The sequence below is a fragment of the Nocardioides sp. T5 genome (genome assembly GCF_048161455.1).
Taxonomy (GTDB): Bacteria; Actinomycetota; Actinomycetes; order Propionibacteriales; family Nocardioidaceae; genus Nocardioides.
Genome location: NZ_CP182415.1, coordinates 2,992,201 through 3,006,514, shown reverse-complemented (window position 1 = coordinate 3,006,514; position 14,314 = coordinate 2,992,201). Strand labels below are relative to the sequence as shown.

Genomic DNA, 14,314 nt, shown 5'->3' with positions numbered 1-14,314 from the left:
CGGACCAGAAGGAGTAGTAAACAACCGTGGCAAAGACCCGAGTCCACGAACTCGCCAAGGAGTTCGGAGTCGAGAGCAAGTTCGTTCTCGAGAAGCTCAAGGAGATGGGGGAGTTCGTCAAGTCGGCATCGTCGACTGTCGAGCCGCCCGTCGAGATGCGCTTCAAGAAGCAGTACGGCGACGAGCTGAAGGCCGCAGCGGCCTCCGCGCCCGCCGAGACCGCGGCGCCGGCCGACAAGCCCGCCGCCAAGAAGGCCGCGCCCAAGCCCGGCCCCAAGCCCGCACCGGCACCCGCCGCGACCGAGGCCCCGGAAGCGCCTGAGGCCCCTGCGGCTCCGGCTGCCGCCGAGGCGCCGGTCGAGGCACCCGCCGCCGAGACCGCGGCTCCCGCGGAGCCGGCAGCACCCGCTGCCAGGCCCGGCCCCAAGCCCGGCCCGAAGGCGCCTGCCGCCGAGCCCAAGGCTCCGCCGGCCGAGCCCGAGGCACCCGCTGCCCCGGCCGCAAAGGCCCCGAGCCCGGCGCCCCGCCCGGTCGGTCGCCCCGGCGCACCGCGCCCGGGCAACAACCCGTTCGCCCCGAGCCAGGGCATGGGCCAGCGCCCTGCCCCGCGCACCGGTGGCGACGACAACCGCCCGCCGCGTCCCCCGGGTGCTGGTGGCGGCAGCGAGGGACGTCCCGGCATGCCGCGTCCCAACCCGGCGATGATGCCCAAGTCCCCGGCCGCGTTCGGCAACGGTCCGGGCGGACGTCCGGCCCGTGGTGGCCCCGGTGGCGGCCCCGGTCGTCCGGGTGCCCCCGCTCGTGGCGGTGCCCCGGGTCGTCCCGGTGGCGGTGGCCCCGGTGGCGCCCCCGGTCGTCCCGGCGGCTTCGGCCCGTCCGGTGGCGGTCGTCCCGGTGGCGGTCGTCCCGGCCAGCGTGGCCAGACCCAGGGTGCCTTCGGTCGCCCCGGTGGTCCGTCGCGTCGCGGTCGCAAGTCGAAGCGGGCACGTCGCCAGGAGTTCGAGGCCATGGACGCCCCGACCCTGGGTGGCGTGCGCGTCCGCAAGGGCAACGGCGAGACCGTGCGGCTGCCGCGCGGTGCGTCGCTGACCGACTTCGCCGAGAAGATCAACGTCGACGCGGCCGCCCTGGTCCAGATGCTGTTCTCGCTCGGCGAGATGGTCACCTCGACCCAGTCGGTCGGTGACGAGACGTTCGAGCTGCTCGCCGAGGAGCTCAACTACGTCGTCCAGATCGTCTCCCCGGAGGACGAGGACCGCGAGCTGCTCGAGACGTTCGACCTCGAGTTCGGCGCCGACGAGGGCGACGAGGCCGACCTGGTCGTCCGTCCGCCGGTCGTCACGGTCATGGGTCACGTCGACCACGGAAAGACCAAGCTCCTCGACGCGCTGCGTGACGCCAACGTGGTCGACAAGGAGGCCGGTGGCATCACCCAGCACATCGGTGCCTACCAGGTCCACACCGAGGTCGACGGCGACGACCGTCGCATCACCCTCATCGACACCCCGGGTCACGAGGCGTTCACCGCCATGCGTGCTCGTGGTGCCCAGGCCACCGACATCGCGATCCTGGTCGTCGCGGCCGACGACGGCGTCATGCCGCAGACGGTCGAGGCGCTCAACCACGCCAAGGCGGCCAACGTGCCGATCGTGGTGGCGGTCAACAAGATCGACAAGCCGGAGGCCGACTCGACGAAGGTCCGCGGCCAGCTCACCGAGTACGGCCTGATCCCCGAGGAGTACGGCGGCGACGCGATGTTCGTCGACGTCTCGGCCAAGGCCGGGCTCAACCTCGACAAGCTGCTCGAGGCCGTCGTCCTGACCGCCGACGCGTCGCTCGACCTGCGCGCCAACCCCGACCAGGACGCCCAGGGCCTCGTGGTCGAGGCGCACCTCGACCGCGGTCGCGGTCCGGTCGCCACGGTGCTCGTCCAGCGCGGAACCCTCCGCGTCGGCGACTCGATCGTGGCCGGTCCGGCCCACGGTCGTGTGCGTGCCATGCTCGACGAGCACGGCCAGGAGATCACCGAGGCCGACCCGTCGCGGCCGGCGATGGTGCTGGGCCTCTCGGCGGTGCCGGGTGCGGGCCAGAACTTCATCGTCGTCGACGACGACCGCATGGCCCGCCAGATCGCCGAGAAGCGCGAGGCGCGCGAGCGGGCGGCCATGCAGGCCAAGCGTCGGGTGCGCCGCAGCCTCGAGGACTTCATGGCCTCCATGGAGAAGGGCGAGAGCCAGGAGCTCAACCTCATCCTCAAGGGCGACGTGTCCGGTTCGGTCGAGGCGCTCGAGGACGCGCTGTCGCAGATCGACGTGGGCGACGAGGTCTCCCTCCGCGTGATCGACCGCGGTGTCGGTGCCATCACCGAGACCAACGTCGACCTCGCCGCCGCCTCCGACGCCATCATCATCGGCTTCAACGTCCGCCCGCAGGGCAAGGCGAGCCAGATGGCCGACAAGGAAGGTGTCGAGATCCGCTACTACTCGGTCATCTACCAGGCGATCGAGGAGATCGAGGCGGCCCTCAAGGGCATGCTCAAGCCCATCTACGAGGAGTCGACCCTCGGTCAGGCGGAGATCCGCGAGATCTTCCGCTCGTCCAAGGCCGGCAACATCGCGGGCTGCATGGTCACCTCCGGCCTCATCCGCCGCAACGCCAAGGTGCGGGTCCTGCGCGACGGAGCGGTGGTGGCCGACAACCTCGACCTCTCCTCGCTGCGCCGCGAGAAGGACGACGCGTCCGAGGTCCGCGAGGGCTTCGAGTGCGGTCTGGTGCTCCGCAACTTCCAGGACATCAAGATCGGCGATGTCGTGGAGGCGTTCGAGATGCGCGAGATCCCGCGCAGCTGATCACCGAGCGGGCACTTCGTGCCCGTCCGCGTCACCGACCGGGCGCTTCGTTCCCCTTCACCGGGAACGGAGCGCCCGGTCACCGTCTGTGACGGGCATGAAGCGCCCGGTCACGAGTAGGAGAGACTGGACCCATGACCAACCCCCGCGTGCGCAAGATCGCCGACCGGATCCGGGTGATCGTCGCCGAGATGCTCGAGCGCCGGATCAAGGATCCCCGCCTCGGCTTCGTCACCGTCACCGACGTCCGCGTGACCGGCGACTCCCAGCAGGCCTCGATCTTCTACACGGTGCTCGGCACCGAGGAGGAGCTGGCCAGCACGGCCGCCGCCCTCGAGTCGGCCAAGGGCGTGATCCGCTCCGAGGTCGCCAAGCAGCTCGGCATGCGGATCGTGCCGTCGCTGACCTTCATCCCCGACGCGCTCCCCGAGAACGCCCGTGCGCTCGACGAGGTGCTCGAGCGCGCCCGCCAGCTGGACGAGGAGGTCGCGGCGCGACGCGTCGAGGCCTACGCCGGAGAGCCGGACCCCTACAAGAAGCCGCGCGTGGTCGAGGACGACCTCGACGACGAGCAGGTCGCGCTCGACGACGGCTCCGACCTCGATTTCGACGAGGACGACCGCGCCTGATGGTCGACCCCGGTCTCGTCGTCGTCGACAAGGCCCCGGGCATGACCTCGCACGACGTGGTGGCCCGGGTCCGCCGGCTCGCCGGCACCCGCAAGGTCGGCCACGCCGGCACGCTCGACCCGATGGCCACGGGCGTCCTGGTGCTCGGTGTCGACCGCGCCACCCGGCTGCTCGGCCACCTCATGCTGACGGAGAAGGCGTACGACGCGACGATCCGCCTCGGCGTCTCGACGACGACCGACGACGCGGAGGGTGAGGTCACGGCGACCCACGCGGTCGACGGCGTGCGGGAGGACGTCGTACGCGACGAGCTGGCGCGGTTCGTCGGACACATCGAGCAGGTGCCGACCGCCGTCTCCGCCATCAAGGTCGACGGCAAGCGGGCCTATGCGCGGGTGCGCGACGGCGAGCAGGTCGAGCTCAAGCCACGCCCGGTCACCATCCACGAGCTGGTGGTGCACGAGGTGGCGCTCCCCGACGTCCGCATCTCGGTGCGGTGCTCGTCGGGCACCTACATCCGCGCGATCGCCCGTGACCTCGGGGCGGCGCTCGGGGTGGGCGGGCACCTGACCGCGCTGCGGCGCACCGCCGTCGGCCCCTTCGACCTCTCGGTCGCCCGCACCCTCGACCAGCTGGCCGACGACTTCTCGGTGCTGCCGATCGCCGACGCCGCCCGGGCGAGCTTCGCCTCGGTCGACCTCGACGACGAGCAGGCCGGCCACGTGCGCGTCGGCCGCGGTCTCGACGTCGTCCTCCCCGGCGAGGGGCCGCACGCGGTCTTCGCGCCGGACGGCGAGTTCCTCGCGCTCTACGAGCAGCGCGGCGAGCAGGCCCGCCCGGTCGCCGTCTTCGTCTGAGCCCGCCAGTAGGCTTCGCGGGTGCAGATCTGGCGAGACGTCGACGACGTGCCGGCCGACCTCGGCCGCACCGTGGTGAGCATCGGCAACTTCGACGGCGTGCACCTCGGTCACGCCCACGTGCTGCGCGAGGCGCGCACCAGCGCCGCGCGGCTGGGCATCGACACGGTGGTGGCGGTGACCTTTGACCCCCACCCGATGGCGGTGCTGCGTCCCGAGCACGCCCCGCCCACGCTGACCTCGATCCACACCCGGGCCCGGCTGCTCGAGGACGCTGGCGTCGACGCGATCCTGGTGGTCGGCTTCGACCGCGAGGTCGCGTCGTGGTCGCCGCAGGAGTTCATCGACCGGATCCTCGTCGACGCGCTGCACGCCGGCGCGGTCGTGGTCGGCTCCAACTTCCGCTTCGGCAACAAGGCGGCCGGCGAGGTCGCCACGCTGGTCGAGGCAGGGGCCTCACGCGACTTCGAGACCGTCGGCGTGGCGCTCGACGGCGGGCCCCAGGTGTGGAGCTCGACCTACGTACGCCAGTGCCTGGCCACCGGTGACGTCGCCGGCGCCGCTGAGGCGCTGGGCCGCCCGTTCACCGTCCGCGGCACCGTGGTCGAGGGGGACAAGCGCGGCCGCGAGATGGGCTACCCGACGGCCAACGTCCCGATCCCGCCGGTCGACGCCGCCCCGGCCGACGGCGTCTACGCCGGCCGGCTGACCCGCCTCGACACGGGGGAGACCTATCCCGCCGCGATCTCCGTCGGCACCAACCCGACCTTCGACGGCGAGCGCGACCGTCGCGTGGAGTCCTACGTCCTCGACCGCGACGACCTCGAGCTCTACGGCGTCGAGGTGGAGGTGGCGTTCGTCGACCGGCTGCGCGGCATGGTGAAGTTCGAGGGCATGGAGGCGCTCGTCGAGACCATGCACGACGACGTACGCCGGGCGCGGGACCTGCTCACGTGACGAAGGACCGCACCGCCGTCGAGGCGTGGTTCCTGGCCCACGGCCTGCCCTACTTCGTCGCCGAGGAGCGTGCCGCGGCTCGGGCCGGGCTGCGACCCCGCCGCCTGGTGTCCCTCGCCCTGGTCCTCGCGCTGCTCGCCGCGGGCGTCGCCGCCGTCGCGTGGGCCACCGGGACGTCGTACGCCGCCGGGCCGGCGGTGTGGATGTCGGTCGCCGGTCTCGCCCTGCTCTGGTACGCCTCGACCGCGCTGCACGCCCGGCCCATCCTGGGCTTCGCGCTGTCCCGCACCCTCGGCAGCGTGCGCTTCCTGGTGCCGATGGCCTCGCGCGCGCTCCCGCTGCTGCTCGTCTTCGTGACGTTCCTCTTCGTCAACGCCGAGGCGTGGCAGATGACCACCAACCTGCCGTTCGGGCTGCTGTGGGTCACCGTGCTGCTGATGTTCGGCCTGGCGGTGCTGTTCCTGCTCGTGCGGCTGCCCGAGGAGGTCGACCGCGTGGACGACGAGGTCGACGACGACTTCATCGTGCGCGCGTGCGCCGGCACGCCGCTGGAGCAGGCCAGTCGCGAGGTCGCGGCGGACCCGCGGATCGACCCGCAGGAGCACGCCCAGGTCTCCGGCTTCGAGCGGTGGAACCTGATCCTCGTGCTGCTGGTCATCCAGTCCGTCCAGGTGCTGCTGCTCGCGGTGACCGTCTTCGTGTTCTTCATGCTGTTCGGGTCGCTGGTGATGGAGACCGAGACCCAGCTCGCGTGGACGGGTGCGAAGTCGGTCGGGGAGGCGCCCTTCCTGTCCCACGTGTCGCTCTCGCTGCTGAAGGTGTCGCTCTTCCTCGCCTCGTTCAGCGGCTTCTACTTCACCGTCTCGGCCGTCACCGACGACACCTACCGGCGCCAGTTCTTCTCCGTCGTGGAGAGCCAGCTCGAGCGGGCCGTCGGGATGCGCGCGGTCTACCTCGCGACGCGCGAGCGCACCTGACGCCTCCGAGTGGTGGTCCACCCACGTTCGGCGACCTCGTCATGTGGCTCGGCCACCGCTCGCGGACGTGTCGCGCCCGGACACGCCGATGGGCGGTGATCCACCCACGTGTCCGGCGTACGGAACGTGGCTGGACCACCGCCCATCAGGACGGACGGCTCACGCGTCGAGATCCTGCTCGACCAGGGCGGCGATCGTGTCGACCGCGGCCTGGTCGTCGCCGGCGACCTCGACCGTGTCACCGTTGCCGGCCCCGAGGGTCATGATCATCAGCGAGGAGCTGGCGTCCACGCCGTTGATCGTCACCTCCGAGCCGAGCTCGGCGGCCTTCTCGGCGATGATCGCGGCGGGACGGGCGTGGAGGCCGACGGCGGAACCGACGACGACTGACTTGCTGGGCATGGTTCTCCTTGGGTGGGTTGGTCGGGCTGCTGCGGACGGGTGGACGGGTCAGACGGTCACGACGTCGGCGTCGCTGGAGCCCACCGACTTGAGGGCGATGACGGCGATGGCACCGACGATGACACCGGCGACCAGGGCGATCAGGTAGCCCAGGACGTTCTCGACGGCGAACAGCACGAAGATGCCTCCGTGGGGTGCGCGCACCCCGACCTCCATCGCCATCGACAGCCCGCCCGTGACGGCGCTGCCCGCCATGATGCCCGGGATGACGCGCAGCGGGTCGGCCGCGGCGAAGGGGATGGCGCCCTCGGTGATGAACGACAGACCCAGGAGCCAGCCTGCCTTGCCGTTCTCGCGCTCGGGGACGTTGAACAGTCCGGGGCGTACGACGGTGGCCAGGGCGAGGGCGATCGGCGGGACCATCCCGGCCAGCATGACCGCGGCCATGATCTGGAGCTCGGGCGCGTCGCTGGCCAGCGACGCACTGCCGACACCGACGGCGGCGAAGGTGTAGGCGACCTTGTTGAGCGGGCCGCCCATGTCGAACGCCATCATCAGGCCCAGGACCACCCCGAGCAGGATCGCGCTGCTTCCCGACATCGAGTTGAGCCCCTCGGTCAGCTGCTCCATGAGCCAGGAGATCGGCCTGCCGAGCACGATGAGCATCGCCAGGCCGGCCAGCACCGACGCGAACAGCGGGATCACCAGGACGGGCATCAGGCCGCGGGCCCAGGTCGGCACCTTCCAGCTCGCGATCCAGTGCGCCGCGATGCCGGCCAGGGTGCCACCGATCATCGCGCCGATGAAGCCGGTGGCCGGGTAGGCGACACCGTCGGAGGTCTGCACGTTGAAGAGGTTGGCGGACAGCCCACCCAGGACGAAGCCCGGCGCGATACCGGGGCGGTCGGCGATCGCGTAGGCGATGTAGCCCCCCAACGCGGGTAGGAACAGCGCGAAGGCCGTCTTGCCGATGATGAAGAAGAGCGCGCCGAGGTAGGCCATCAGTCCGGAGTTGAACAGCGCGTGCTCGAGCCCGAGCTCCTCGGGGTCAGGGAGGTTGAAGATCCCGTAGTTCACCGCGATGTCGCCGTAGGGGCCGACGATCTCGTAGCCGCCGAGCAGGAAGCTGAGCGCGATGAGCAGACCGCCCGCGGCCACGAAGGGGATCATGTAGGACACGCCGGTCATCAGGACCCGCCGGACCCGGCCACCCCACGACTCCGCGGCCCCGGCGCCGCCCCCGTCGCCGCCCGAGGCCTCGCCCTCCACGCGAGGCGCGCTCGCGGGATCGGCGGCGTAGCGCAGGGCTTCCGCGATCATCGCGTCGGCGTCGTCGATCGGGCGCTTCACGCTCGAGCTCACCATCGGCTTGCCGGCGAACCGGCCGCGGTCGCGGACGCCGACGTCGACGGCGAAGATCACCGCGCCCGCGCGGGCGATCGTGTCGTGCGGCAGCGGCTTCGCTCCCACGGAGCCCTGGGTCTCGACCTGGAGGTCGACCCCGGCTCGCTCGGCCGCGGCCTCGAGCGCCTCGGCTGCCATGTAGGTGTGGGCGATGCCGGTCGGGCAGGCAGTGACCGCGACGAGGGACGTCGCTGCGGCCGGAGCTGCGGTGGCCGTCGCCGTAGGAGCAGCGGTGCTCGGGGCCTCACCGGGCGCGGTGGTCTCTCCGCCACCCGGCACGGCCGCGCCGGAGGGCGCGCCCGATGCCGGGGCGGCTGCCTTCGCCGCCGGTGCAGGCTCGCCCAGCTCGTGGGCGACGACATCGACGACCTCCTCGATCGACTCCGCCGAGCGCAGTGCGTCGGTGAAGGCGGGCTTGACCAGCGCACGGGCCAGCTTGGTGAGGATGGTGAGGTGGTCGGCGTCGCCCCCGGCGGGTGCGGCGATCAGGAACGCCAGGTCGGCGGGGCCGTCCTTGGCCCCGAAGTCGACGGGCGGGTCGAGCCGGGCGAAGGCGAGAGTCGGGACCTCGACCCCCTCGGTCCGGCAGTGGGGGATCGCGATGCCACCGGGCAGCCCGGTCGCCGAGGTGGACTCGCGCGCGAACGCGTCCTCCACGAGCTGGTCCTTGTCGGTGGCCCGGCCGGCGTCGTCGACGACGCCGGCAAGGGCGCGGATGACGTCGTGCTTGTCCGGGCCCCAGTCCGCGCCGAGGCGGACGAGGTCGGTGGTGATCAGTGCGGTCATGCTGTGCCTCCCAGTGAGGGGGTCAGGGCGGTGACGCCGACCAGCTCCGTGCGGAGCTGGGACGGCTGGGGGATGGTGGTGCCGGGGAGACCTGCGGCGGCGCTGCCGTAGGCGACGGCCAGTGCCAGGCGCTCCGGGGCAGGAAGGCGCCGGATGTCGCCGAGCAGGTAGCCGAAGAGGCTGGAGTCGCCCGCACCGACGGTGCTCACGACTGTGGTGGGGGGCGGGGTCGCGTGCCAGGCGCCCTCAGGCGTCACGAGCACGGCGCCGTTGCCGCCGAGGGTGGCCAGCACGGCCCCCACGCCGCGCTCGATGAGCTGGCGGGCGGCCGCCGCTGTCGCCCGGGGGTCGGACTCCAGCTCGTCGGCGTCTCCGCCGGTGAAGGAGGCGAGCTCCTCGCCGTTGGGCTTCATCAGGTCGGGAGCGGAGTGCGGCAACGCGTCGACGAGCGCCTGGAGAGGGGCGTCGCTGGTGTCGACAGCCACTCGACCGCCCACCTCGCGCAGTCGTCGTACGAGCTCGGCGTAGAAGCCGGCCGGGGCCCCTGCGGGCAGGGAGCCGGCGAGGACCGTCCAGTCGGCGCTGGAGGCACGGACCAGCACGGCTTGCGCCATGAGCTCGAGATGGAGGGGGAGCACCTCGGCACCGGGGGAGTTGAGCTTGGTGGTGGTGCCGTCGGGCTCGGTGATGGTGAGGTTGACGCGTACGTCGCCGGCCGGGCGCACCGGCCGGCAGTCGATGCCCGCGCCGAGCAGCTCGATGACGAAGGCGTCGTCCTTGGCGGCGGGCACGACGGCGATGCTGGGGATGTCGGCGCTGACGGCCGCGCGGGAGATGTTGACGCCCTTGCCGCCCGCCTGCGAGGTCACCGACGCCACCCGGTGCACCTGGCCGCGGGACAGCACGCCGTCGAGGGCGACCGTGCGGTCGATGCTGGGGTTGGGGGTCAGGGTCAGGATCATGCGACCACCACCTCGATCCCGGCGCCCTCGAGGGCGCGTCGGTCGGCCGGCTCCACGTCGCTGTCGGTGACCAGCACGTCGAGGCTGTCGAGGGTCGCGAAGCGCACGGCCGTCTCCACGCCGATCTTGGTGGAGTCGGCGAGCACCACGGTCTTGCGGGCGCAGGCGATCATCGCGCGCTTGCTGGCCGCCTCGTCGCTGTCGGGGGTGGTGAGCCCGTGCCCGACGGTGAGGCCGTTGGTGGCGACGAAGGCGACGTCGGCCCGCAGGTCCGCCAGGGCGGCGACGGTCTCCGCGCCGACCGCGGCGTGGGTGGTGGGTCGGACCTTGCCCGGCAGCAGGTGGAGCTCGATCTGCGGCAGGCCGGCCAGGCGGGTGGCGACGGGCACGGCGTGCGTGATGACGACGAGCCGGTGGTCGCGGGGGAGCGCGGCGGCGAAGCGCGCGGTGGTGGTGCCCGCGTCGATCACGACGACCGAGTCCGGCGGTGGCAGCAGGGCGACGGCGGCATTGGCGATGGCCTCCTTGGCCTGCGTGTTGGACTGGTCGCGCTCCCCGATGCCTGATTCGATGACGGTGAGCGAACCGGCGGGCACCGCGCCACCGTGGACGCGGCGGACCAGCCCCATCCGGTCCAGCGTGGACAGGTCGCGTCGCACGGTCTCGGTGGTCACCTCGAACTGCTCGGACAGCTGGACCACCGACAGCCGGCCGCGCCGACTGATCAGGTGGGCCATCGCCTGCTGGCGCTCTTCCGCGTACATCGGATCGGTCCTCCTCCACGGGCGTCGTCGGGTGATCTGTGTATGTGTTGTTTTAGTCCCGAATGTGTTGCTTGTCAACCACGCGATGTCTTACGGTGTGTCCATGACCACATCCGCGCAGTCGCCCGCGAACACCCTCAGCGGGACCCCGGTGGTGCCGGGCGTCGCCGCCGGCCCGGTCCTCCACGTGCACGGCGAGGTGTCGCCCGACGCGATCGCGCGCTTCGGCGACGGCGACTTCGCCGACGCCGACGCCGCGCTGGCGGCGTACGACGACGCGGTGGCCGTGGTCGCGGAGACCTTCTCCAGCAAGGCGGCGTCCGCGCAGGGTGCCGCGGCCGAGGTGCTCACCGCGAGCGCCGGACTGGCGAAGGACAAGGGCCTGCGCTCCGGCGTCGCGAAGAACCTGCAGGCCGGGCAGGGGCCCGTCGCCGCGGTGCAGGGTGCCGTCGAGCAGTTCGTCACCATCTTCACCAACATGGGCGGCCTGATGGCCGAGCGGGTCACCGACCTGCGCGACATCGAGCGGCGCGTGGTCGCCCACCTCGTGGGCGAGCCGCCCCCCGGCGTCCCAACCCCGAGCGAGCCGTCGATCCTGGTCGCCGAGGACCTCGCGCCCAGTGACACCTCCGGTCTCGACCCCGAGCTGGTCACCGCCCTGGTCACCGAGCGCGGCGGCGCCACCAGCCACACCGCCATCATCGCCCGCCAGCTCGGCATCCCGTGCGTCGTCGGCGCGGCCGGTGTCATGGGTCTGCCGGCCGGCACGTTCGTCGTCGTCGACGGCGAGGCCGGCACCATCGAGCAGGGCGCCGACCCCGAGGCGGCACGCTCGCGCGTCGAGGAGAGCCGCCGCCTGCGCGAGGAGCTCGCCAGCTGGAGCGGGCCCGCCGCGACCTCCGACGGGATGCTGGTCAAGCTGCTCGCCAACGTCGCCGACGGTGCTTCTGCCGCCTCCGCGGGTGGCGAGCCCGTGCAGGGCGTGGGCCTGTTCCGCACCGAGCTGTGCTTCCTCAACCGCAAGGACGAGCCGAGCGTCGAGGAGCAGGCCGACATCTACGCCGAGGTCCTCTCTCCCTACTCCGACGGCCGCTACGTCGTGGTCCGCACCCTCGACGCGGGATCGGACAAGCCGATCGCCTTCGCGACCCAGGAGGGCGAGGAGAACCCCGCCCTGGGTGTGCGCGGCCTGCGGCTCAGCTTCGGCAACCCGGCGCTGATGGACCGCCAGCTCGACGGCATCGCCGCCGCGGCCGAGCGCACCGGCACCGAGACCTGGGTGATGGCGCCGATGGTCGCCACCGTCGCCGAGGCGGCGGACTTCGCCGCCAAGGTCCGCGAGCGCGGGTTGAAGGCCGGGGTGATGGTCGAGATCCCGAGCGCGGCGCTGCTCGCCCACCGGATGCTCGAGGTGGTCGACTTCCTGTCGATCGGCACCAACGACCTCACCCAGTACGCCATGGCCGCCGACCGCATGGCCACCGATCTCGCGCACCTCACCGACCCCTGGCAGCCGGCCGTGCTCCAGCTGATCGCGATCACCGCCCACGCCGGCACCGAGGCCGGCAAGCCGGTCGGCGTCTGCGGGGAGGCGGCCGCCGACCCGCTGCTCGCCACGGCGCTCATCGGGATGGGGATCTCCTCGCTCTCGATGGCCGCCCGCGCCGTACGCCCCGTCGGCGCCCAGCTCGGCAAGGTCAGCTTCGAGACCTGCGAGGCCGCGGCCGAGGCCGCCCTCGGTGCACCCGACCCGATGGCCGCCCGCGCCGCGGTCCGTGAGCTGCTCGGGCACTGAGACCCGCGCCCAGAACCACCGTCCAGATCCCACGTCCACGTAGACGTCCACCTCACAACGGAGGAAGCATGACATCAGCGTACGACCGCTACCGCGCGGCCGATCTCGACCTGCCGGAGCGCTCCTGGGCCTGGAACCTCTACGGCGCGGGGGAGGAGAGCATGGGCAAGGACGGCCAGCCCGAGCTGCTTCCAGTCCCCGAGCCCGATGCCGACCACATGCTGGTCCGCATCGACAGCGTGGGCCTCTGCTTCTCCGACGTGAAGATCATGCGCCAGGGCGGCAGCCACCCCAAGCTCTACGACCGCGACCTGGCGAAGGAGCCCACCCGGCTGGGGCACGAGGTGAGCCTCACCGTCATCGAGGTCGGCGACAACCTCGCCGACCGCTACCACGCCGGCCAGCGGCTGGCAGTGCAGCCCGACATCTACCAGGACGGGAAGAGCACGGCCTACGGCTACACCATCCCCGGCGGACTGATCCAGTACCACCTCATGGGTTCGGAGATGCTCGACACCGACGACGGCGCCTGCCTGCTGCCCCTCCCCGACACGATGGGGTACGCCGAGGCCTCCACGCTGGAGCCCTGGGGTTGCGTGATGGCCGCCTACACCCAGCGTCGCCGCCTCGAGCCGAAGGCCGGCGGGACCATGTGGATCATCGGCCGTCCCGGGGACGAGCGCGACTACCTCTTCTCCTCGGGCCTGGATGCTCCGGCCACCATCGTGATGACCGACGTGCCGGCCTCGGTGGCCGAGCTCGTGGAGCGCACCTCCGCCACCACGGTCGTACGCAACGGCATCGGTGTCGATGACTTCCAGGCGCTGGCGGACGAGCTGACCGACGGCGCCGGCTTCGACGACATCGTCATGCTCGATCCCCGTTCGGCGTCGACGGTGGGAGCCGTGGCGCAGCGCATCGCCCGCCGGGGCACCCTCAACATGGTCGGCGAGAGCGCCCTGGACGGCCTGGTGGACACCGACGTGGGCCGTCTGCACTACGACTACACCGCCTACCTCGGTGGCCGGGGTCCGGACATCGCCTCCTCCTACGGAGAGGCGCGCAACCGCTGTGACCTGCGTCCGAAGGGCACCACTGTCTTCGTGGGCGCCGGCGGCCCCATGGGACTGATGCACCTCCAGCGGGCCATCCAGCAGCCCGACGGTCCCCGCACGATCGTCGCCACCGAGGTGAGTGATGAACGCCTGAAGAGCCTCGAGGACCGTCTGGCCCACCTGGCGGAGAGCAACGACTGCGAGCTGCTCACCTTCAACTCCCAGACCGCTGAGGAGTCCCTCCACGACTTCGTCATGCGGATCACCGACGACCGGGGGGCCGACGACGTCGTGGTCAGCGTCCCCATCGCAGAAGTGATGGCCGAGGCCGACACCGTGATGAACGCCGACGGCATGCTGGTCTTCTTCGCCGGTGTCCCCAACGGCACGCTGGCACCGCTGAACCTGAGCGCGGTGTACCTGGACAACGCCCAGTACACCGGGACGTCGGGACTGACGATCCACGACCAGCAGCAGGTGGTGGACCTGGCCAACCGGGGTGACCTCTCGCCGGGCTCGATCGTCGGCGCCGTCGGAGGCATGCGGGCGGCCAAGGACGGCCTCCAGGCCCTGGTCGACGGAAGCTACTCCGGCAAGGTCCTGATCTTTCCCCAGATCCACGACCTCCCCCTGATGGGGCTCGACGAGCTGAGGGAGAAGCTGCCGGACGTCGCCGCGAAGCTCGGACCTGGCGGCACGTGGAACGGCGAGGTCGAGAAGGCGCTCTTCGACAGTCAGCTGAGCGGCTGAGTCGCGGGGATTCTGGGTAAAAACCACAAGGTCGGGCACCGATCATGCCCGAATGCTTGGCAACATGCCCGAACGTGCGGTTTAATCACGGCATCATGTGATGGGGGTCACCCCCTGAGTTCGACTG

11 protein-coding genes are annotated in these 14,314 nt (G+C 71.7%); 7 read left to right on the top strand and 4 right to left on the bottom strand.

Going from position 1 to position 14,314, the window contains the following annotated elements; genetic code table 11:
* The first annotated feature begins 26 nt into the window (after window positions 1-26).
* The 5 genes from infB (at window position 27) to ACNKF0_RS14650 (ending at window position 6,269) form a co-directional block, all read left to right on the top strand.
* Window positions 27-2,849 (top strand): translation initiation factor IF-2, encoded by a 2,823-nt coding sequence (gene infB, locus ACNKF0_RS14670; RefSeq protein ID WP_416953250.1) that lies wholly within the window; start codon window positions 27-29, stop codon window positions 2,847-2,849.
* A gap of 134 nt (window positions 2,850-2,983) precedes the next feature.
* On the top strand, window positions 2,984-3,478 hold the full coding sequence (rbfA, locus tag ACNKF0_RS14665) for a 30S ribosome-binding factor RbfA (protein WP_416953248.1): 495 nt from the start codon (window positions 2,984-2,986) through the stop codon (window positions 3,476-3,478).
* Window positions 3,478-4,335 (top strand): tRNA pseudouridine(55) synthase TruB, encoded by an 858-nt coding sequence (truB, locus tag ACNKF0_RS14660; protein ID WP_416953246.1) that lies wholly within the window; start codon window positions 3,478-3,480, stop codon window positions 4,333-4,335. Before rbfA ends, truB begins: the two co-directional genes overlap by 1 nt.
* Before the next feature lie 21 nt (window positions 4,336-4,356).
* The gene (locus ACNKF0_RS14655) at window positions 4,357-5,292 is read left to right on the top strand and encodes a bifunctional riboflavin kinase/FAD synthetase (RefSeq protein WP_299924152.1); all 936 of its coding nucleotides are present in this window, start codon (window positions 4,357-4,359) and stop codon (window positions 5,290-5,292) included.
* Window positions 5,289-6,269, top strand: a complete 981-nt coding sequence (locus ACNKF0_RS14650) for a hypothetical protein (RefSeq protein WP_416953244.1) — start codon at window positions 5,289-5,291, stop codon at window positions 6,267-6,269. Before ACNKF0_RS14655 ends, ACNKF0_RS14650 begins: the two co-directional genes overlap by 4 nt.
* A gap of 159 nt (window positions 6,270-6,428) precedes the next feature.
* Here the strand turns inward: ACNKF0_RS14650 and ACNKF0_RS14645 are convergent, their stop codons facing one another.
* Genes ACNKF0_RS14645 through ACNKF0_RS14630 form a run of 4 tightly spaced genes read right to left on the bottom strand, consistent with a single transcriptional unit; the run spans window position 6,429 to window position 10,587 of the window.
* Complete coding sequence (locus ACNKF0_RS14645) at window positions 6,429-6,671, bottom strand: HPr family phosphocarrier protein (protein ID WP_056906489.1); 243 nt, start codon at window positions 6,669-6,671, stop codon at window positions 6,429-6,431.
* 48 nt (window positions 6,672-6,719) lie between these two features.
* A complete protein-coding gene (locus tag ACNKF0_RS14640; protein ID WP_416953241.1) occupies window positions 6,720-8,861 on the bottom strand; it encodes a PTS fructose transporter subunit IIABC in 2,142 nt (713 codons plus the stop codon).
* Window positions 8,858-9,823, bottom strand: coding sequence for a 1-phosphofructokinase family hexose kinase (locus tag ACNKF0_RS14635; RefSeq protein ID WP_416953239.1), 966 nt, complete (start codon window positions 9,821-9,823; stop codon window positions 8,858-8,860). The genes ACNKF0_RS14640 and ACNKF0_RS14635 overlap by 4 nt, the downstream gene beginning before the upstream one ends.
* Entirely contained in the window at window positions 9,820-10,587 is a 768-nt protein-coding gene (locus ACNKF0_RS14630; RefSeq protein WP_299924139.1) for a DeoR/GlpR family DNA-binding transcription regulator, read from the bottom strand. The genes ACNKF0_RS14635 and ACNKF0_RS14630 overlap by 4 nt, the downstream gene beginning before the upstream one ends.
* 103 nt (window positions 10,588-10,690) lie before the next feature.
* Between ACNKF0_RS14630 and ptsP the strand changes: the two genes are divergently transcribed.
* Window positions 10,691-12,382, top strand: a complete 1,692-nt coding sequence (gene ptsP, locus ACNKF0_RS14625) for a phosphoenolpyruvate--protein phosphotransferase (protein WP_416953237.1) — start codon at window positions 10,691-10,693, stop codon at window positions 12,380-12,382.
* Window positions 12,383-12,450: 68 nt separating this feature from the next.
* Window positions 12,451-14,187 (top strand): alcohol dehydrogenase catalytic domain-containing protein, encoded by a 1,737-nt coding sequence (locus ACNKF0_RS14620; protein ID WP_416953235.1) that lies wholly within the window; start codon window positions 12,451-12,453, stop codon window positions 14,185-14,187.
* Window positions 14,188-14,314 lie beyond the last annotated feature (127 nt).